This window comes from Zoogloea dura, from assembly GCF_012927165.1.
GTDB lineage: Bacteria > Pseudomonadota > Gammaproteobacteria > Burkholderiales > Rhodocyclaceae > Zoogloea > Zoogloea dura.
The window spans coordinates 62,672-83,071 of the sequence record NZ_JABBGA010000004.1 but is presented as its reverse complement, the minus strand read 5'-3'; the positions used below and the strand labels follow the sequence as shown (position 1 = coordinate 83,071).

Annotated in this window: 20 protein-coding genes; 18 read left to right on the top strand and 2 right to left on the bottom strand. The window is 63.5% G+C overall.

From position 1 onward, the window contains the following. Positions 1-214 precede the first annotated feature (214 nt). The 9 genes from rluB (at position 215) to HHL15_RS06570 (ending at position 11,092) form a co-directional block, all read left to right on the top strand. On the top strand, positions 215-1,369 hold the full coding sequence (gene rluB / locus HHL15_RS06610; protein ID WP_206198637.1) for a 23S rRNA pseudouridine(2605) synthase RluB: 1,155 nt from the start codon (positions 215-217) through the stop codon (positions 1,367-1,369). 188 nt (positions 1,370-1,557) lie between these two features. Further along, positions 1,558-1,986 (top strand): ribosome maturation factor RimP, encoded by a 429-nt coding sequence (gene rimP, locus HHL15_RS06605; RefSeq protein ID WP_169145047.1) that lies wholly within the window; start codon positions 1,558-1,560, stop codon positions 1,984-1,986. A 21-nt stretch (positions 1,987-2,007) separates the two neighbouring features. Then, positions 2,008-3,480, top strand: a complete 1,473-nt coding sequence (gene nusA / locus HHL15_RS06600) for a transcription termination factor NusA (protein WP_169145046.1) — start codon at positions 2,008-2,010, stop codon at positions 3,478-3,480. Between the two features lie 17 nt (positions 3,481-3,497). Next, on the top strand, positions 3,498-6,332 hold the full coding sequence (infB, locus tag HHL15_RS06595; protein WP_169145045.1) for a translation initiation factor IF-2: 2,835 nt from the start codon (positions 3,498-3,500) through the stop codon (positions 6,330-6,332). A gap of 3 nt (positions 6,333-6,335) precedes the next feature. Further along, a complete protein-coding gene (rbfA, locus tag HHL15_RS06590) occupies positions 6,336-6,758 on the top strand; it encodes a 30S ribosome-binding factor RbfA (protein ID WP_169145044.1) in 423 nt (140 codons plus the stop codon). Positions 6,759-6,816: 58 nt separating this feature from the next. After that, complete coding sequence (truB, locus tag HHL15_RS06585) at positions 6,817-7,740, top strand: tRNA pseudouridine(55) synthase TruB (protein ID WP_169145266.1); 924 nt, start codon at positions 6,817-6,819, stop codon at positions 7,738-7,740. 64 nt (positions 7,741-7,804) lie between these two features. Next, complete coding sequence (rpsO, locus tag HHL15_RS06580) at positions 7,805-8,074, top strand: 30S ribosomal protein S15 (RefSeq protein ID WP_169145043.1); 270 nt, start codon at positions 7,805-7,807, stop codon at positions 8,072-8,074. Between the two features lie 196 nt (positions 8,075-8,270). After that, on the top strand, positions 8,271-10,370 hold the full coding sequence (pnp, locus tag HHL15_RS06575) for a polyribonucleotide nucleotidyltransferase (RefSeq protein ID WP_169145042.1): 2,100 nt from the start codon (positions 8,271-8,273) through the stop codon (positions 10,368-10,370). A 173-nt stretch (positions 10,371-10,543) separates the two neighbouring features. After that, a complete protein-coding gene (locus HHL15_RS06570; RefSeq protein ID WP_169145041.1) occupies positions 10,544-11,092 on the top strand; it encodes a class I SAM-dependent methyltransferase in 549 nt (182 codons plus the stop codon). Between the two features lie 18 nt (positions 11,093-11,110). Here HHL15_RS06570 and HHL15_RS06565 read toward each other — a convergent pair whose 3' ends face one another. Both HHL15_RS06565 and HHL15_RS06560 read right to left on the bottom strand, forming a co-directional pair. Continuing rightward, positions 11,111-11,722, bottom strand: coding sequence for an arylesterase (locus HHL15_RS06565; protein WP_328824998.1), 612 nt, complete (start codon positions 11,720-11,722; stop codon positions 11,111-11,113). A 4-nt stretch (positions 11,723-11,726) separates the two neighbouring features. Next, positions 11,727-12,533: an inositol monophosphatase family protein gene (locus tag HHL15_RS06560; protein ID WP_169145040.1), complete on the bottom strand. Its 807-nt coding sequence runs from the start codon at positions 12,531-12,533 to the stop codon at positions 11,727-11,729. 78 nt (positions 12,534-12,611) lie between these two features. On the opposite strand from HHL15_RS06560, the gene HHL15_RS06555 reads away from it, so the two are divergent. The 9 genes from HHL15_RS06555 to hscA all read left to right on the top strand — a co-directional run bounded on the left by HHL15_RS06555 (position 12,612) and on the right by hscA (position 20,397). After that, a complete protein-coding gene (locus HHL15_RS06555) occupies positions 12,612-13,334 on the top strand; it encodes an RNA methyltransferase (RefSeq protein ID WP_169145039.1) in 723 nt (240 codons plus the stop codon). 100 nt (positions 13,335-13,434) lie between these two features. Then, complete coding sequence (cysE, locus tag HHL15_RS06550) at positions 13,435-14,199, top strand: serine O-acetyltransferase (protein WP_169145038.1); 765 nt, start codon at positions 13,435-13,437, stop codon at positions 14,197-14,199. A gap of 98 nt (positions 14,200-14,297) precedes the next feature. Further along, positions 14,298-14,786: a Fe-S cluster assembly transcriptional regulator IscR gene (gene iscR, locus HHL15_RS06545; protein WP_169145037.1), complete on the top strand. Its 489-nt coding sequence runs from the start codon at positions 14,298-14,300 to the stop codon at positions 14,784-14,786. Positions 14,787-14,803: 17 nt separating this feature from the next. Further along, positions 14,804-15,952: a cysteine desulfurase family protein gene (locus tag HHL15_RS06540; protein ID WP_169145036.1), complete on the top strand. Its 1,149-nt coding sequence runs from the start codon at positions 14,804-14,806 to the stop codon at positions 15,950-15,952. Between the two features lie 45 nt (positions 15,953-15,997). Further along, the gene (locus HHL15_RS06535; RefSeq protein WP_169145264.1) at positions 15,998-17,209 is read left to right on the top strand and encodes an IscS subfamily cysteine desulfurase; all 1,212 of its coding nucleotides are present in this window, start codon (positions 15,998-16,000) and stop codon (positions 17,207-17,209) included. A 13-nt stretch (positions 17,210-17,222) separates the two neighbouring features. Beyond that, positions 17,223-17,606: a Fe-S cluster assembly scaffold IscU gene (gene iscU / locus HHL15_RS06530; RefSeq protein WP_169145035.1), complete on the top strand. Its 384-nt coding sequence runs from the start codon at positions 17,223-17,225 to the stop codon at positions 17,604-17,606. A gap of 14 nt (positions 17,607-17,620) precedes the next feature. Next, positions 17,621-17,944, top strand: coding sequence for an iron-sulfur cluster assembly protein IscA (iscA, locus tag HHL15_RS06525; protein ID WP_169145034.1), 324 nt, complete (start codon positions 17,621-17,623; stop codon positions 17,942-17,944). A gap of 54 nt (positions 17,945-17,998) precedes the next feature. Continuing rightward, entirely contained in the window at positions 17,999-18,529 is a 531-nt protein-coding gene (gene hscB, locus HHL15_RS06520) for a Fe-S protein assembly co-chaperone HscB (protein ID WP_169145033.1), read from the top strand. Next, complete coding sequence (hscA, locus tag HHL15_RS06515) at positions 18,529-20,397, top strand: Fe-S protein assembly chaperone HscA (RefSeq protein ID WP_169145032.1); 1,869 nt, start codon at positions 18,529-18,531, stop codon at positions 20,395-20,397. Before hscB ends, hscA begins: the two co-directional genes overlap by 1 nt. The last annotated feature ends 3 nt before the right edge of the window (positions 20,398-20,400 follow it).

The window sequence follows — 20,400 nt, the reverse complement described above, 5'->3', positions numbered from 1 at the left end:
GCTGTTCCGGGGTTTCTGTAGCCATGGTTGCTTTCCTGCTTGACGGGCTGGGTCCATCAAGTTCCGGGAAGCTCAACCAGTGAGCACAGGACGTTTTTGTTACACGTAAGGCATTGATTTACCGTGATACATAAGGGTTGCGGTTGATCCGTCATTTTTTTTGATCAGACTCGATCAATGACGTTTTAAGCCTACTTTTGAAGGATCATGGATCTTGTCGACCTCCCAAAAACCTAAGAACCGGCCGTTCAAGGCCAAGCCGGGCCGACCGGCCCCCGAATCGGGGCGTCCGGGCGCTCCGGCCCCCCGCGGCGGCCGCCAGGGCAGGGGCAGGCCGCAGGAGAGCGAGGGCAATCGTCCCGAGCGTCCCGCGCGTGGGGGCGAGGAAGGGCGTCAGCCGCGCAGCAATGCGTCGGCCATCGGCCTTGCTGACCTCCGCGGGGGGCGGGGCAACTGGCGGGCCCGCAAGCCCCAGGGGGTCGTGGGGCCGGAGGGGAGCTACCCACTCGCCAGCAGTGAGCTCCTCCCTCCGGCGGAGGGTGAGCGTCACCGCAAGCCCGCGGATGCGGCCTATACGGAGCCGCAGCGCCTGCACAAGGTGCTGGCTGCCGCAGGGATCGGTTCCCGCCGTGAAATCGAGGAATGGATCGTCGCAGGGCGGATCTCCGTGAACGGCGAGCCCGCGGATGTGGGGCAGAAAGTGGGGCCTGGTGATCGGGTGCGCGTGAATGGCAAGCTCATGCCGATCCGCTTTGCGCCGCGCATCCCGCGTGTGATCCTCTATCACAAGCCCGAAGGCGAGATCGTCTCGCGGGATGATCCGGATGGCCGTCCCACGGTATTCGATCGTCTGCCGAATCTTCGCAAGGGGCGCTGGATTGCCGTCGGCCGGCTGGACTTCAATACGTCCGGGCTGCTGCTGTTTGTTAACGATGGTGACCTGGCCAACAAGCTGATGCATCCGCGCTACGAACTCGACCGGGAATACGCGGTGCGCATCCTGGGGCAGCTGGACGAGGCTCAGCGCGAGGTCTTGCTCAAGGGGATTGAGCTTGAGGACGGCACGGCGCGCTTCAACACCCTGCTGGATGCGGGTGGCGAGGGCGCCAATCACTGGTATCGCGTGACCCTCTCGGAGGGGCGGAACCGTGAAGTGCGGCGCATGTTCGAGGCGCTGGGGCTCACTGTCAGCCGCCTGATGCGCGTCCGCTACGGCCCCGTGGCGCTGCCGTCCCGCCTCAAGCGCGGGATGTGGGAAGACATGCCGGTGGAGCAGGTCTGTGCCCTGGCAGGGCTTCCCAAGCCGGATGTGCAGGGCGGCAAGCCCAAGCGGCCGGCGCGTCAGCCGCGTCGTCAGCCCGGATTCTAAGGGATTTGTGTTATAGGCAAATTGCGCCCGCTTCGGCGGGCTGCTATAATCAGCACGTTTTATCGGTTCGAAGAGGCGCGCGGTTCAAAAACCGGGTGGTTCGCAAGAGCCGACATCCGGTCGAATTAAACAGGGATGGGCGTTTCGCCCATTTTTCATTTGTGGGCAAGGAATTTGCAGGGTAGTCAATGGATTTGCTGAAACTGATCGAGCAGACTGCGGAAGGCCTCGGGTATGAACTCGTGGATTTCGAAACTTCGCCCCGTGGGCGTCTGATGCGGGTCTTTATCGATTCGCCTAATGGCATCACGGTAGACGACTGCGCAACGGTCAGTAACCAGCTGACGCGGATCTTCGAGGTTGAGAATGTCGATTACGACCGCCTCGAGGTGTCCTCACCAGGTCTCGATCGGCCGCTTAGCAAGCCTGCCGATTTCGAGCGTTTCGCTGGTCAGGATGTCCAGGTCCGCCTTCGCATGCCGATCGCCAATCAACGCAATTTTTCCGGGGTCCTGCAAGGTCTGAAGGAAGGCATGGTGACTCTGGAGACGGAAAAGGGATCGATGGAGATCCCGTTTGAAGAAATTGAGAAGGCCCGCCTGGTTCCCAGGTTTTAAGGGATTTGGAGGTTTGCAGGTATGAGCCGCGAAATTTTGCTGTTGGTTGACGCCCTGGCCCGCGAGAAGAACGTTTCGAAGGATATCGTTTTCTCGGCGCTGGAGTCCGCCCTGGCCCAGGCCACCAAGAAGCGCATCCACGACGAGTCGGATGTGCGTGTATCCATCGACCGGGAAACCGGCGATTACGAGTCTTTCCGTCGCTGGCAGGTGCTGCCCGACGAGGATGTCGAGAACGACGAAGCCCAGATGGGCCTGATTGATGCTCGTGAAGAGTACCCCGAGATCCAGGTTGGCGATTACGTCGAAGAAGGGCTCGAGCCGATCGACTTTGGTCGTATCGGTGCCCAGGCGGCCAAGCAGGTGATCCTGCAGAAGGTGCGCGACGCCGAGCGTGAGCAGATCCTCAATGACTTCCTGGATCGCAAGGAATTCATCATCTCCGGCAGCATCAAGCGCATGGAGCGGGGTAATGCCATCATCGAAGTCGGCCGCCTGGAGGCCGTGCTGCCCCGCGACCAGATGATCCCCAAGGAAAACCTGCGGGTCGGCGACCGGGTCAAGGCCTATCTGCTGCGCATCGATCGCGGTGCCCGCGGTCCGCAGCTCATCCTGTCCCGTACGGCGCCCGAGTTCGTGATGCGCCTGTTCGAGCTGGAAGTGCCCGAGATCGACGACGGCCTGCTGGAAATCAAGGCCTGCGCCCGGGATCCCGGCCTGCGCGCCAAGATCGGCGTGAAGTCCAATGATCCCCGCATCGATCCGATCGGCACCTGCGTGGGCCTGCGCGGCTCCCGCGTGACTGCGGTACGCAACGAGATTGGTGGCGAGAATATCGACATCGTGTTGTGGTCGCCTGAGCCTGCCCAGTTCGTGATCGGTGCCCTTCAGCCGGCCGAGGTGTCCTCCATCGTCGTTGACGAAGAGGCCCATGCCATGGATGTGGTGGTGGACGAGAACAACCTCGCCATTGCCATCGGCCGCAACGGGCAGAACGTGAAACTGGCTTCCGAACTGACCGGCTGGTCCATCAACCTGATGACCGAGGCCGAGTCGGAGCGGAAGTCCGAGGCCGAGCACAGCAGCGTCCGCCAGCTCTTCATCGAGAAGCTGGATGTGGACGAGGAAGTGGCGGACATCCTGATCGACGAGGGCTTCTCGTCCCTCGAGGAAATCGCCTACGTACCCCTGGCCGAAATGCTGGAAATCGAATCCTTCGACGAAGATACGGTGAACGAGCTGCGCAACCGCGCCCGCAACGTGCTCCTTACCGAAGCCATCGTGACTGAAGAGCAACTGGAAACCGTCGCCGAGGACCTGCTGGGCCTCGAGGGCATGGACAAGCCCCTGGCCGCCAAGCTGGCCCAGGGTGGTGTGCATTCCCGTGACGAACTGGCTGATCTCGCAGTTGATGAACTGATGGAAATGTCGGGGCTGGACGAAGAGCGGGCCAAGAATCTGATTACCAAGGCGCGCGCGCACTGGTTCGAGTAATACCCCGGAGGTTCAATATGGGACAGACAACCGTTACACAATTTGCCGGCGAACTTAAAATGCCGGCCTCCGTGTTGCTCGAGCAGTTGCAAAAGGCTGGCGTGGACAAGGCACGGGAAACCGATCTGCTCTCCGAGCAGGACAAGACCCGCCTGCTGGATTTCCTGCGGCGTGCGCATGGCGACACCGCAGCCAAGTCCAAGATCACCCTGACGCGCAAGCAGACCAGCGAGATCAAGGCAACCGATTCCACCGGACGTGCACGCACTGTCCAGGTGGAGGTCCGCAAGAAGCGCGTCTTTGTGAAGCGCGACGACGCGTTGGTGCCCGAATCCGTGGCATCTGCCGCCGATGCGGCTGGCGTGGTTGCCGGTTCCGATGCGGAATTCGACGTCGAACTGGTCGAGACCCCCGAGATCGTCGAGGTGCCGGCTGTGGTCGAGGCTGCGCCAGTGCTTGAAGTGGCACCGGAGCCGGAGCCCGTTCCGGAGCCCGAACCCGAGCCCGAACCGGAGCCTGTTCCCGAGCCGGTCGTCGAGGCAGCCCCGGCACCCGTCGTGGAGCCCGAACCCGCTCCTGCGCCGGCGCCGGTAGTGGAGGCCGCAGCCGCACCGAAGGCCGAGCAGCGTCCTGCCGCGCCGGTACGTCGCGTGGTGGCAGGGTCCATCCTGTCTGCCGAGGAAAAGGCCTCCCGCGAGCGGGAAGCCCAGCGTGCTGCCGAGCTGCAGGCGCGCCAGATTGCCGATCTCAAGGAAAAGCAGGAGCGTGAGGCCCGCGCCCGTGCCGCGATGCTGCAGCGTGCCGAAGACGAGAAGGCGCGTCTGGCTGCTGTCGAGAAGGCCAAGACCGAAAGCGAAGCGGCTCCCAAGAGCGGCACGCTGCACAAGCCGGCCAAGACCGAGGACAAGAACGTCCGCAAGGAAGTCAAGAAGGCTGTCGTCAAGGATGCGCCGGGCGACGCCAAGCGTCGTGGTGGCATCAAGACCCGGGGCGACACGACCGGCGGAGCAGCCGGCTGGCGCGGCGGTGGCCGCAGCGGCGGTCGCGGCGGTCGTCACCAGGACGCTACGTCCTTCGTGGCGCCGACCGAGCCGATCGTGCGTGAAGTGCACGTGCCGGAAACCATCTCCGTGGCCGACCTGGCCCACAAGATGGCCGTCAAGGCCACCGAAGTGATCAAGGCGCTGATGAAGATGGGTTCCATGGTCACCATCAACCAGGTCCTGGACCAGGACACGGCGATGATCCTCGTCGAGGAAATGGGCCATAAGGCGGTCGCTGCCAAGCTGGATGATCCGGATGCCTTCCTCGAAGACAACGCGGAGCACAAGGATTTCGCGCTGGAGCCCCGTGCTCCGGTGGTGACCGTGATGGGTCACGTCGACCACGGCAAGACCTCGCTGCTCGACTACATCCGTCGCGCCAAGGTGGCAGCGGGCGAAGCGGGCGGGATCACCCAGCACATCGGTGCCTACCACGTGGAAACCGAGCGTGGCATGGTGACCTTCCTGGATACTCCGGGTCACGAGGCCTTCACGGCCATGCGTGCCCGTGGCGCCAAGGCAACCGACCTGGTGGTCCTGGTGGTGGCTGCCGACGACGGCGTGATGCCCCAGACCAAGGAAGCCATCCACCACGCCAAGGCTGCTGAAGTGCCCCTGGTGGTGGCGGTCAACAAGATCGACAAGCCGGGTGCCAACCCCGAGCGCGTTCGCCAGGAGCTGATTGCTGAGGGCGTTGTGCCCGAGGCCTACGGTGGCGACGCAATGTTCGTGGAAGTGTCGGCCAAGACCGGTGCGGGCATCGATGACCTGCTCGAAGGCATCCTGCTGCAGGCCGAAGTGCTGGAGCTCACCGCTCCGCGTGAGTCCATGGCCAAGGGCCTGATCATCGAAGCGCGCCTCGACAAGGGGCGTGGCCCGGTGGCAACCCTGCTGGTGCAATCCGGCACCTTGCGTCGCGGTGACGTGATCCTGGCCGGTGCGACCTTCGGCCGCGTCCGTGCCATGCTCGACGAGAACGGCAAGCCGATCGAAGAGGCGGGTCCGTCCATTCCGGTCGAAATCCTCGGCCTGTCGGAAGTCCCGGGTGCGGGTGATGAAGTCGTGGCCCTGGCCGACGAGCGCAAGGCGCGTGAGATCGCCCTGTTCCGTCAAGGCAAGTTCCGTGACGTCAAGCTGGCCAAGCAGCAGGCCGCCAAGCTGGAAAGCATGTTCGAGCAGATGGGCGAGGGCGAGGTCAAGACCCTGCCGTTGATCATCAAGGCCGACGTACAGGGCTCCCAGGAAGCGCTGGCCCATGCACTGGTCAAGCTGTCCACCGACGAAGTCCGGGTGCAGGTCATTCACGGCGGTGTTGGCGCGATCAGCGAGTCCGACGTCAATCTGGCCCAGGCCTCAGGCGCGGTGGTGATCGGCTTCAACATCCGTGCCGATGCCAATGCCCGCAAGCTGGCCGAGAACTTCGGCGTGGATCTGCGCTACTACAACATCATCTACGACGCCGTGGATGAGGTGAAGAGCGCGCTGTCCGGCATGCTGGCCCCCGAGAAGCGGGAGCAGGTCCTGGGTCTGGTCGAAGTCCGTCAGGTCTTCACCATCTCCAAGGTCGGCACCATTGCGGGTTGCTACGTGCTCGAAGGCCTGGTCAAGCGCAATGCGCTGGTCCGTGTGCTGCGCAACCATGTGGTCATCCACACCGGCGAGCTGGAGTCCCTCAAGCGCTTCAAGGACGATGTCAAGGAAGTCAAGTTCGGCTACGAGTGCGGCCTGCAAGTCCGGCATTTCAATGACCTGCAAGAGAGCGATCAGCTCGAGGTCTATGAAATCCAGGAAGTGGCACGGACCCTGTAAGCCATGCCCAAGGAGTTTTCACGAGGTCAGCGCGTGGCGGAGCAGATCCGTCGCGAGCTGGCCGAGCTCATCCGCCTGGAAGTGAAGGATCCCCGCGTCGGCTTCATCACCCTGACCGACGTGGAGATCACGCCGGATTATGCCCACGCCAAGGTCTATTTCACTTCCATGACGGGCTCCGAGGGTCTTGACGAGATCCTCAAGGGCCTGCGCCGGGCCAGCAGCTTCCTGCGCCGCGAACTGGGGCGCCGGGTGCGCATTCATACGCTGCCCGAGCTGCATTTTCATTACGATCCCTCGGTCGAAACCGGCAACCGCATTTCCGCCCTGATCGACAAGGCCCTCGAGTCCGACCGGCTTATCGCTGACGAGGCTGGAGACCGCCCTGACGGTGACGAGAGCGGGACGCCTCCGGCCGATCGCTGATCCGCCAGGCGGCGCGTATGCGCCGTCGGCGGTTCGGTATATTTTCGAAAGCATCCCGTTGTCCCGAACTCCTCAGCGCCGAACGCCGCGACGCGTTGTCGACGGCGTGCTGTTTCTCGACAAGCCCACCGGCCTCAGCTCCAACAACGCCTTGCAGAAGGCGCGCTGGCTGCTGAAGGCAGCCAAGGGGGGGCATACCGGTACGCTTGATCCGCTGGCCAGTGGCCTGCTGCCGCTTACCTTCGGTGAGGCGACCAAGTTTTCCCAGACCCTGCTCGATGCCGACAAGACCTATGAGGCGACGATCCTTCTCGGGGTTGCGACGACCACGGCCGATGCGGAAGGCGAGGTGTTGGAGACTCATCCGGTTGCGGCAAGCGATGCGGACATCGAAGCCACGCTGTGCCGTTTGAGGGGCGAGATCGAGCAAGTCCCGCCCATGTATTCGGCGCTCAAGCACCATGGCAAGGCCTTGTATGAATATGCCCGTGCGGGTATCGACATTCCGCGTGAGCCGCGACGGGTGACGATCCACAGTTTTGAGTTGCTGGGCCGCGAAGGCGACAGTCTGAAGGTGCGGGTTGCCTGCAGCAAGGGTACCTATGTCCGGACCCTGGCTTCAGATCTGGGGGCCATGCTTGGCTGCGGTGCGCATCTGACTGCCCTGCGGCGCACCCGCATCGGCCCGTTCGAGCTGAATGGCAGCATCACCCTGGCCGATTTCGAGGCGTTGGCCGAGGATGCCAGGGAAGGGCTGCTGGCCCCGGTGGACGCTCTCCTGGTGCATCTGCCGGTGCTGCCCCTTGACGCGGAGCAGGCGCGGGTCCTGACCCATGGCCAGGCCGTGCGCGCTTGCACGGGTGAAGTCGGCCTGCACCGCGTTTATCACGAGGGACGATTCCTGGGGGTCGGCAATATCGACGCCTCCGGAACCCTCTCTCCCCACCGGCTCGTTGCGACGGGCCTTAATGAAATGTCTTGAGTGTTTGCGTACCGATTGGATATAATCGCGCGCTTCGCAAGGCTAAATCTAACCGAGTTTATAAATGGCAATCTCCACTGAACAAAAAGCGCAAATCGTTGGCGACTACCAGCGCGCCAAGGGCGATACCGGTTCCCCGGAAGTGCAAGTCGCTCTGCTCACCGCCCGCATCAACGATCTGACCGGCCACTTCAAGGTTAACGTCAAGGACCACCACTCCCGTCGCGGTCTGCTGATGATGGTCAGCCAGCGTCGCAAGCTCCTCGACTACCTGAAGCGCAAGAACGTCGACAGCTACCGTGAGCTGATCGGTCGCCTCGGCCTGCGCAAGTAAGCGGATAGATCGCTACGTTACCGAACGTGACAGCCCTGTCGTTTTTGGCACGGGTCTGATCATGGGCACAGCCGGTGTAAGTCCGCGTGACTACGCCGGCTTTGTCACATCTGTGCGCCAGGAAAACAGGCGCTTTACCTCGGCTTTACGGTGCGGTTGTGGTTTGCCGCCAGCCGATTGAATGAAAGGACATCCTTTGCCTACCGCTATCAAGAAAACCTTTACCTACGGCTCCCACACCGTGACCCTGGAGACCGGCGAGGTTGCCCGCCAGGCTCATGGCGCCGTGATCGTCAACATGGACGATACCGTGGTGCTGGCGACCGTGGTGGCCGCCAAGAACGCCAAGCCCGGCCAGGATTTCTTCCCGCTCACCGTTGATTACGTAGAAAAGTTCTACGCTGCCGGTCGCATTCCGGGTGGCTTCTTCAAGCGCGAAGGGCGCCCGACCGAGAAGGAAACCCTGACTTCCCGCCTGATCGACCGTCCGATCCGCCCGCTTTTTCCGGACGGTTTCTACAATGAAGTCCAGGTCATTGTTCAGGTCATGTCCCTGAACCCGGAAGTCGATGCCGACATCCCTGCCATGATCGGTGCTTCCGCTGCCCTGGCCATCGCCGGCATCCCCTTTGCGGGCCCGATCGGCGCGTGCCGCGTCGGTTTCGAGAATGGCGAATACATCCTCAACCCGACGGCCACCCAGCTGCAGACCAGCAAGATGAATCTGGTGGTCGCGGGTACCGAGACCGCCGTGCTGATGGTCGAGTCCGAAGCCCTCGAGCTGCCCGAAGACGTGATGCTCGGTGGCGTGGTGTTCGGCCACACCCAGATGCAGGCTGCCATCAACGCCATCAACGAACTGGTTGAAGTGGCCGGCAAGCCGGAGTGGAACTGGCAGCCGCCGGCCAAGGACGAGGCGCTGATCGCCCGCGTGACCGAGATCGCCGCGGCCAAGATTGAAGAGGCTTTCAGCATCACCGCCAAGCAGGAGCGCTCCCAGCGCCTGTCCGCCATTGGTGACGAGGTGCATGCCGCCCTTGCCGCCGAAGGCCGTGAATACGATTCCAACACCGTCAACAACATCATCTTCGACCTGGAGTCCAAGGTGGTGCGCGGCCGCATCCTGAGTGGCGAGCTGCGTATCGACGGTCGCGATACCCGCACCGTGCGCCCGATCGATATCCGTGTCGGCGTGCTGCCCCGTGCCCACGGCTCGGCGCTGTTCACCCGTGGTGAGACCCAGGCCATCGTGGTGACCACCCTGGGCACCGGCCGCGACGAGCAGATCATCGATGCGGTGGCGGGCGAGTACCGCGAGCGCTTCATGCTGCATTACAACTTCCCGCCGTTCTCCACCGGTGAGTGCGGTCGTTTCGGCTCTCCGAAGCGTCGCGAGATCGGCCACGGCCGTCTTGCCAAGCGTGCGCTGGCCGGCGTGCTGCCGAGCAAGGAAGAGTTCTCCTACACCGTTCGCGTGGTGTCCGAGATCACTGAATCCAACGGTTCCAGCTCCATGGCTTCGGTCTGTGGTGGTTCCCTGGCCATGATGGACGCCGGTGTGCCCCTGTCTGCCCCGGTGGCAGGCATTGCCATGGGTTTGATCAAGGACGGCGGCCGCTTCGCCGTGCTGACCGACATCCTGGGTGACGAAGATCACCTCGGCGACATGGACTTCAAGGTGGCGGGTACCGAGAATGGCGTGACGGCGCTGCAGATGGACATCAAGATCCTCGGCATCACCAAGGAGATCATGCAGGTTGCCCTGGCCCAGGCCAAGGAAGGCCGCATGCACATCCTCGGCCTGATGAAGTCGGCCCTGGGCGAAGCCCGTGGCGAGGTCTCCGATTTCGCTCCGCGCATGATCACCCTGAAGATCAATCCGGAAAAGATCCGTGACGTGATCGGCAAGGGCGGCGCGGTGATTCGTGGTCTGCAGGAAGAGACCGGCACCATCATCGAGATCACCGACGACGGCAATGTGACCATCTCCTCCGTGAGCTCCGAAGGCGCCCAGGTTGCAAAGAAGCGCATCGAGGAAATCACCGCCGAAGTCGAAGTGGGCAGGGTTTACGAAGGTCCGGTGGTCCGTATCCTCGATTTCGGTGCGATCATCAACATCCTGCCGGGCCGTGATGGCCTGCTGCACGTGTCTCAGATCGCCAACGAGCGCGTCAATGCCGTGTCCGACTACCTCAAGGAGGGTCAGGTCGTTCGCGTCAAGGTGCTCGAGACCGACGAAAAGGGTCGTGTCCGTCTGTCCATGAAGGCGCTGCTGAACGAACAGGCTGCCCAGTAAGAGCGGGTTGTCTGTTTAGAAGAACGGGCGCTGCGGCGCCCGTTTTTTTTCGGCGTCCGGATCGTGGCTCGACTGGCAGGGAACTGCCATGGGGCGACGTAATCAGAAATGCGGTGCCGCGCTCGTGGGGAGTGCCGGCCAATCACTTGTCTGCCTGCTGGAGGGTTTGATCGATGATGCGACACACGGCCTCGCTGGTGCCGTCACCCTGGGTTACCCGTTTTGCCGGCCTGATCCCGGCAGGCGGCGAAGTGCTCGACTTTGCCTGCGGCAGCGGCCGCCACGCGCGGTGGCTGGCCGCCCGCGGATTCCGGGTCGAGGCGGTGGATCGGGATGCCGTGGCGCTGGAGTTGCTGGCGGGTGTGCCGCATCTGCAGGTTACCGAGGCAGACCTGGAGGAGGGCGCCTGGCCTTACGGAGGGCGGCATTTTGACGGTATCGTGGTGACCAACTACCTGTTCCGACCGCGTCTTCCGCTGCTGTTGACGGCCTTGAATCACGGCGGTGTGCTGATCTACGAAACCTTCATGGAAGGCAACGAGCGCCTGGGCAAGCCCAGCAATCCGGACTTCCTGTTGCGTTCGCACGAGCTGTTCGAGAGGGTGGCCGATGCCTGCACCGTACTGGCCTATGAGCAGGGCGAGGTGGCCGAGCCGCGCCCGGCCGTGGTGCAGCGCATCTGCGCAGTGAAGGGCCACACCCCCTCACTGCGGCTGCCGTGATCCCTGCGGAAGCAGGTGTCAGCGCAGCAGGGGGGCGAGTTCCCGCCAGATGGTGTCTAGGATGAGGGGCTGGGCGTCAGCCACAGGGTGGATGCCGTCCTGTTGGAACATTCCGCGCTGGTCGGCAAAGCCTTCCATCATGAAGGGCACCAGGCGGATCTTGTTGGACTTTGCGAGATCCCGGTAGGCGGCCTCGAATGAAGCTGTGTAGGCCGGGCCGTAGTTGGGAGGCATGCGCATGCCTACCAGCAATACCCGTGCTCCACTCTTGCCGATGGTGTCGATCATGGACTGCAGATTGGCGGCCATGGCCTTTGGCGGCAGGCCGCGCAGGCCGTCATTGGCTCCCAGTTCGATCACCACGACCGACGGTTTGTGGGTCCGCAGGGCTGCGGGCAGCCGGCTCAGCCCGCCTGCGGTGGTCTCGCCGCTGATGCTGGCATTGACCACCTTGTACGAGGGCTTGCCGCCTTCCAGGCGCTTGGCGAGGAGGGAGGGCCAGGCCTGCTCCGGGCGTAGCCCGTAGCCGGCGGACAGGCTGTCTCCCCAGACCAGTACGGTGCCCGCCCAGGCTGATGCGCTGGCCAGGGCCAGGCAGGCGGCCATGATCCGGATCAGCAGATGGCGCACGTCGTCAGGCCGGCAGCTTGTCGCCGCAGTGGCCCTGGATGAGTTGCAGCAGCTGGGGGAAGACCTTGGGGGTGCCGGCAACCACGTTGCCCGAGGTCAGGTAGGTGGATTCGCCCGCCAGGTCGCTGACCAGACCGCCCGCTTCGCTGATGAGCAGGCTGCCGGCAGCCATGTCCCACGGGGACAGGCCGAATTCCCAGAAGGCGTCCAAGCGGCCGGCGGCCACATAGGCCAGGTCGAGGGAGGCGGCGCCCGGGCGGCGCAGGCCAGCGGTCTTCTGGGTGAGCTCCTTGAAGATGGCCAGGTAGGTGTCCACGTTCTTGAACTGGCGATAGGGGAAGCCTGTGCCAACCAGCGCATCCTGCAGCTTGAGGCGCTTGGAGACGCGGATGCGCCTGTCGTTGAGGAAGGCGCCGCCGCCCTTGGAGGCGGTGAACATCTCGTTGCGGTTCGGATCGTAGACCACCGCCTGCTCAACCACGCCGCGGCGGGCCAGGGCGATGGAGATGGCGTACTGGGGAAAGCCGTGCAGGAAGTTGGTGGTTCCGTCCAGGGGGTCGATGATCCACTGGTACTCGGTCTCGGCCTCCGGGCCGGTCTCGCCGGACTCTTCTGCTAAAATGCTGTGGCTCGGATAGGCTTCACGGAGCACCTGGATGATCGCATCTTCAGCGGCCCGATCGACATCCGAGACAAAATCATTGGGGCTTTTGACCTCGACGCGGATTTGATCCAGGTCGAGGGAGGCCCGGTTGATGACGGTGGCGGCGCGGCGCGCGGCCTTGACAGCAATGTTCAGAGTGGGATGCATGGGTGTCTGGCAAGGTCTGCCGGCCCGGGCACAATTGCCCACCGGTCGACTCTAATTCGGAAAACCCGATATTTTAATATGAACATCGATGGCGCGCTTGAGCGCGTGCGTGTCGTTCTTTCCCGTACCAGTCACCCCGGTAACATCGGCGCAGCGGCCAGGGCCATGAAAACCATGGGCCTGAAGCATCTGGTACTCGTTTCCCCGCAGTCCTTCCCCGATCCCGTGGCCAGCGCGAGGGCGGCGGGCGCCGATGACATCCTCGAGAATGCGCGGGTTGTTGAGACCCTCGCCGAGGCGCTTGAAGGGACTGTCTTTGCGGCTGCCATGACTGCCCGCAAGCGTGAGCTGGCCGTGCCCATGAAGTGGGCGCGGGAGGCCGCTGGCGAGCTGGTGTCGGTTGCCGGGCGCGGCGATGTGGCGCTGGTGTTCGGCAACGAGACGGTCGGCCTCTCCAATGAGGAGGTCACCCTGTGCCATATGCCGGTCAAGATTCCTGTCAGCGAGGCCTACTCGTCGCTCAATCTCGGAGCCGCTGTGCAGGTGATGGCCTACGAATTGAGGATGGCGGCCCTCGACCCCGGCAAGACGCCAGGGGTCGAGTTCGAGCCTGCGACGTTCGAGGAGGTGGAGGGCTTCTATACCCATCTGGATCGGGCCATCACCGCCAGCGGCTTCTTTCATCCAAGCAACTCCAAGCGCCTGTGGCCGCGTCTGCGCCGTCTGTATGGGCGGATCCGTCTGGAGAAGGACGAAATCAACATACTGCGCGGCATGTTGACGGCCTTTGAAAAGAAGTAGACTAAAATAGTCGGGAATTTTTCTTCCCAAAGTGTTGAGGCTGTGGTCCGGGGCGTTTTTCTCCCGTTGTAACGAAAAGCCTCTTTCCTGGAGTTATTTCATGTTCAGTCGTCTGCGTGAAGACCTGGCCAACGTTCTTGAACGGGACCCGGCGGCACGCTCCCGGTGGGAAGTCCTCACCTGTTATCCGGGCATGCACGCCCTGTGGTGGCACCGCCTTGCCCATGCGGCCTGGGTGCGCGGCTTTCGCTGGCTGGGGCGCTTCACCAGCCACGTGGGGCGCATGCTGACGGGCATCGAGATTCACCCCGGCGCCACGATAGGGCGTCGGGTGTTCATCGACCACGGCATGGGGGTGGTGATCGGCGAGACCGCCGTGGTGGGGGATGATTGCACCATCTACCAGGGCGTCACGCTGGGCGGAACGTCCCTGTATCGCGGGACCAAGCGCCATCCGACGCTGGGCAAGGGGGTGGTGATCGGGGCCGGTGCCAAGGTGCTTGGCGGCTTTGAGGTGGGAGATGGCGCCAAGGTCGGCTCCAATGCGGTCGTGGTCAAGCCCGTGCCTGCAGGCGCCACGGCGGTCGGCAATCCGGCGCGGGTCATCGAGGCGGGGCGTGACGAAGCGAGTCGTGCGCGGGAGGCAAAGGCCGAGCAGATGGGCTTCACCGCCTATGGGGTGACGCGTGACATGGACGATCCCGTGTCCAAGGCCCTGCATGGCCTGCTCGATCATGCCGTGGATACCGACCGCCGCATCCATGTGCTGCTCGAGCGTCTCGAGGCGGCCGGAATCGCGGTGGAGGGGGCGTCGAAGGCTGAGGATGCCTTCGACCCGCAGAGCCTCGGCCGCATGGTGGATTGAGCGCCAGGGCGGGCGGCAAAATAGTTGATTGATTTTGTCGGGTTTGGTATTGTTGACTGAAATATTCAACTATTCCCTTACCAGCCCCGGGAGCCGCCATGAGACTCACCACCAAAGGTCGTTTTGCTGTCACGGCAATGATTGATCTTGCGCTGCGCTGTGCCGACGGACCGGTGACGCTGGCTGGAATCGCGGATCGTCAGAAGATCTCCCTGTCTTACCTCGAGCAGCTGTTTGGCAAGCTTCGCCGTTTTGAGCTGGTGAGCAGCGTGCGCGGTCCCGGCGGCGGTTATGCCCTGGCCCGTGAAATGGATGCGATCACCGTGGCCGACATCATCGCCGCGGTGGATGAGCCGCTGGACGCCACGTCTTGCGGTGGCAAGGAGAACTGTCAGGACGAGCACCGCTGCATGACCCACGAGCTGTGGACCAACCTCAATCGCCGGATGTACGAGTACCTCCATTCGGTCACCCTGGCCAGCCTGGTCGAGCAGCAGCGCCAGAAGGCGGCCTCGGTGTCGGTGTTGCATGACGAGCGCAGTGGAACGGCCTGTCGCAGCGGCAGCAAGCTGTCGCTGACTGCCTGAGGTTCTGGAGCCCTAGGGTGTTCGCGCCGGTCTATCTCGATCACAACGCCACCACGCCGCTCAGCGAGGCCGTGCGTGAGGCGATGTTGCCCTGGTTCGGCGAACGTTTCGGCAACGCTTCCAGCCGGCACGAGTACGGGCGGTCGGCACGCCAGGCCATCGATGAGGCGCGTGCCCGGGTGGCGGCAGCGGTGAATGCCCATCCCACTGAGGTGATCTTCACCAGTGGTGGCTCCGAGGCCAACAACCTGTTTCTCAAGGGGGCTGCGGCCCTGCTCAAGCCAGGCCGCCTGGCGGTGAGCGCCATCGAGCATCCCTGTGTCCGGGAGCCGGCACGGCAGCTGCAGCGGAGTGGCTGGCAGCGGCAGGAGATCCCGGTCGATGGAAATGGCCGTATCAATATCGACGCGTTCAGGCAGATCCTCGCCGAAGCTCCGGCGCTGGTGTCGGTGATGCTGGCCAACAACGAGACCGGTGTGCTTCAGGATATTCCGGCCCTGGCTGCAGAAGTCAGGGTGGCCAGGGGCTGGATGCACTGCGATGCGGTGCAAGCGCTGGGCAAGGTTGCGGTGGATTTCCGGAGCCTGGCGGTGCATGGGCTGACCCTGTCGTCGCACAAGCTTGGCGGGCCCATCGGGGCCGGTGCACTGGTGCTGGACAAGCGGGTCGAACTGGCGCCGCTGGTGGCGGGTGGAGGTCAGGAGCGCAACCTGCGTTCCGGCACCGAGAACGTCATGGCGATCGTCGGCTTCGGCGTGGCCTGCGAGCAGGCTGCGGTAGGGCTGGCGGAGCGGGCAGGGCGGCTTGAGGCTTTGCGCCTGCACCTGGAGGAAGGCTTGTCGGCACTGGGCGCGCAGATCTTTTCGGCGTCGGCTCCGCGCCTGCCGAACACCAGCTTCTTCGGGCTGGCCGGCATCGACGGGGAAACCCTGGTGGCCAAGCTGGACCGGGCCGGTTACGCGGTGGCCAGCGGCTCGGCCTGTTCCAGCGCCAACCCCGAGCCGTCCCATACCCTGTTGGCCATGGGGGTGGAGCCGGAGCTGGCGCGCTCCGCGGTCCGGGTCAGCCTGGGGGCCGGCAATACGCGGCAGGACGTGGATGGATTTTTGGCAGCACTCGGCGAGAATCTCGCCAAGCTTCGAACCCTGACTGCCATAGCGGTCTAAGTTCCTGGAATGACACCAATTTTTTGCAGTACGGAGAAGATGAAGATGCTCAAGTTCCCGATCTACCTCGATTACTCGGCTACCACGCCGGTGGATCCCCGCGTGGCCGAGAAGATGATTCCGTACCTCACCGAGCTGTACGGCAACCCGGCGTCCCGCAGCCATTCCTATGGCTGGACGGCTGAAAAGGCGGTCGAGGATGCACGTGAGGAGGTTGCTGCGCTGGTCGGTGCCGATTCCAAGGAGATCATCTGGACCTCCGGCGCGACCGAATCCAACAACCTGGCGATCAAGGGCGCGGCCCACTTCTACTCCGGCAAGGGCAAGCACGTCATCACGCTCAAGACCGAGCACAAGGCCGTGCTCGACACCGTGCGCGAGCTGGAACGCCAGGGCTTCGAGGCGACCTATCTCGATGTGCGTGAGGATGGTCTGCTTGATCTTGAGGTGCTCAAGGCGGCGATCCGTCCCGACACCACCGTGATCTCGGTGATGTTCGTGAACAACGAAGTCGGTGTCATCCAGCCGATCGCCGAGATTGGCGAGATCTGCCGCGAGAGGGGCATCATCTTCCACGTGGATGCCGCGCAGGCCACGGGCAAGGTGGAGATCGACCTGAGCAAGCTGAAGGTCGACCTGATGTCCTTCAGCGCCCACAAGACCTACGGCCCGAAGGGCGTGGGTGCCCTCTATGTGCGCCGCAAGCCGCGTGTGCGCCTGGAGGCCCAGATGCACGGCGGTGGCCACGAGCGCGGCCTGCGTTCCGGCACGCTGGCCACCCACCAGATCGTCGGCATGGGCGAGGCCTTCCGCCTGGCCCGCCTCGAGATGGCCGAGGAAAACCGGCGCGTCGGCGCGCTGCGTGATCGCCTGCTGGAAGGCCTGACCACCATTGAGGAAACCTTCGTCAATGGCGACGTGACCCACCGGGTTCCGCACAACCTCAACATCAGCTTCGCCTATGTCGAAGGCGAGTCGCTGATCATGGCAATCAAGGACATCGCGGTGTCCAGTGGCTCGGCCTGCACCTCGGCCAGCCTGGAGCCGTCCTACGTGTTGCGTGCCCTGGGCCGCAACGATGAGCTGGCCCACAGCTCGATCCGTTTCACCATCGGCCGCTTCACGACGGTCGAGGAAGTCGATTACACCATCGACCTGCTGCGACGCAAGATCGGCAAGCTCCGCGAGCTGTCCCCCCTGTGGGACATGTTCAAGGATGGCGTCGATCTGAACACCGTGCAGTGGGCTGCGCACTGACAGGAGAACGAAAATGGCATATAGCGAAAAGGTCCTGGACCACTACGAAAACCCCCGCAACGTCGGCGCCTTCGGCAAGGAAGACGAGGACGTCGGGACCGGCATGGTCGGCGCACCGGCCTGCGGCGACGTGATGAAGCTGCAGATCAAGGTGGGCAAGGACGGCATCATCGAGGACGCCAAGTTCAAGACCTATGGCTGCGGTTCCGCGATCGCCTCAAGCTCCCTGGTCACCGAGTGGGTCAAGGGCAAGTCCCTCGATCAGGCCCTGGAGATCAAGAACACCGCCATCGCCGAGGAACTGGCCCTGCCGCCGGTCAAGATCCACTGCTCGATCCTGGCCGAGGACGCCATCAAGGCGGCTGTGGAAGACTATAAAAAGAAGCACAACGGCTGAAAGGAAACACGATCATGGCAGTGACCCTGTCCGAGAAGGCTGCAAACCACATCGGCAACTTCCTCGCCAAGCGCGGCAAGGGCGTCGGGATCCGTCTCGGCGTCCGTACCTCGGGGTGCTCCGGCATGGCTTACAAGCTGGAGTTTGCCGACGAGGTCACGGCTGACGATGTTGTCTTCGAAAGTCACGGCCTGAAGGTGCTGATCGACCCCAAGAGCCTGCCCTACATGGACGGCACCGAGCTGGATTTTGTCCGCGAGGGGCTCAACGAAGGGTTCAAGTTCAATAATCCGAACGTGAAGGGTGAGTGCGGTTGCGGCGAGAGCTTCACCGTCTGATCTTTCTCCCCCCGCGTTTTCCGCTAGCCCGGCCATTCGGGCGGAAGGTTTGACATGCTGGATCTGAAGCAGGACTATTTCGCCCTTTTTGGCTTGCCGGTGAGTTTCGCCATTGACATGACGCGTCTGGAGCAGGCTTACCTGGATATCCAGGCGCGGGTCCATCCGGACCGTTTCGCCCACATGCCCGACACGGACAAGCGCCTGTCGATGCAGTGGGCGACCCATGCCAACGAAGCCTTCCGGACGCTCAAGACGCCGCTGGCGCGGGGGCAGTACCTGCTCGAGATGCAGGGCGTCGATCCGGCCTTCGAGACCAACACCGCCATGTCGCCCGACTTCCTGATGGAGCAGATGGAATGGCGGGAAGCCCTGGGTGAGGCCCGCGAGGCGGCGGACGAGGACACGCTTGAAGAACTGGCCCAGCGCCTGCGTGCCAGCAGCCGTGACCTGATCGCCCGGCTGGCGGTGGCGCTGGATGAGCACAAGGACCTGGCGGTCGCCGCGGATACGGTGCGCCGCCTGAAGTTTCTCGAGAAGCTGCAACACGAAATCAACGACGCCTTGACGGCGCTGGAATCCTGATGGCCCTGCTGCAAATTTCCGAACCGGGGATGTCCACCGAACCGCACCAGCATCGGCTGGCGGTGGGCATCGACCTGGGGACCACCAATTCGCTGGTCGCGACGGTGCGCAATGGCGTGCCCCAGTGCCTGCAGGACGATGAAGGCAAGACCCTGCTGCCGTCCGTCGTGCACTATCTGCCCGATGGGCACATTGCGGTCGGCCGCAAGGCCCAGGCCGCCCTGGCGATCGATCCCCGCAACACCATTGCATCGGTCAAGCGCTTCATGGGGCGCGGCCTCAAGGATGTCTCCCATGTGGAGACGATGCCTTATGACTTCGTCGACGCCGAAGGCATGGTGCGCCTGCGTACGGTGCAGGGCGTCAAGAGTCCCGTCGAGGTGTCGGCTGAAATCCTGCGGGATCTGCGCATCAGGGCAGAGCGCAGCCTCGGGGGCGAACTGACGGGCGTGGTCATTACGGTGCCTGCCTATTTCGATGACGCCCAGCGTCAGGCCACCAAGGATGCGGCCCGGCTGGCGGGGCTCAATGTACTGCGCCTGCTCAACGAGCCGACCGCGGCGGCCATCGCCTACGGCCTCGAGAATGCCTCGGAAGGCGTGTACGCCGTGTATGACCTGGGTGGCGGGACTTTCGACATCTCTATCCTGCGTCTTTCGCGCGGTGTCTTCGAAGTGGTGGCGACCAATGGCGATGCGTCGCTGGGAGGCGACGACTTCGATCATCGCCTGTTCTGCTGGATGCTCGAGAACGCCAGCATCTCGCTGCCTTCCGACCGGGATTCCCGTCGCCTGCTGATCAAGGCCCGCGAGGTCAAGGAGCGTCTGACCCTTGATGAGTCGGTCCCGGTCCGGATGACCCTCGAAAGCGGCGACGAGGTGGACCTGGTGGTGCACCGGGATGTGTTTGTCGACATCACCCGCAACCTGGTGAGCAAGACCCTCAAGCCGGTGCGCAAGGCCCTGCGAGATGCGGGCCTTGAGCCTGCTGACGTGAAGGGGGTTGTCATGGTGGGCGGTGCCACGCGCATGCCCCATGTCCAGCAGATGGTCGGCGAGTTCTTTGGCCAGCCGCCGCTCACCAACCTTGATCCTGATACCGTGGTGGCGATCGGCGCGGCCATGCAGGCCAATGTGCTGGCCGGCAACCGGGCCGCGGAAGAGGAGTGGCTGCTCCTCGACGTGATTCCCCTGTCGCTCGGCATTGAGACGATGGGCGGCCTGGTCGAGAAGATCATCCCGCGCAATGCGACCATTCCGACGGCTCGCGCCCAGGACTTCACCACTTTCAAGGATGGCCAGACGGCGATGGTCTGCCATGTAGTGCAGGGCGAACGTGAACTGGTTTCCGCCTGTCGCTCTCTGGCCCGATTCGAGTTGCGCGGCATTCCACCCATGGTGGCGGGTGCAGCCCGGATCCGCGTAACTTTCCAGGTGGATGCGGACGGTCTGTTGTCCGTGTCGGCCCGGGAGCAGGGCACCGGCGTCGAGGCACGGGTCGAGGTCAAGCCTTCCTACGGGCTGGCCGACCACGAGATTGCCGACATGCTGAAATCCGGGTTCGAACATGCCCGCGACGATATGGAAGTCCGCTCGCTCAAGGAGCAGCAGGTTGAGGCGGAGAGGGTGCTTGAGGCGACCGAGAGAGCCTTGCTGGCAGACAGCGGGCTCCTCGATGCAGCCGAGAGAGCGGCCCTCGATTCGGCAATGGCGGCGCTTCGCGACGCAGCGGCAGGCCAGGACGTGCGCACCATCAAGATCCAGCTGGAGAGCTTCAACCGGGCCTCCAACGAGTTCGCCTCCCGGCGCATGGACAAGAGCATCCGCGGGGCCCTCGCGGGCCACAAAATAGAAGACCTCCGGATCTGATCC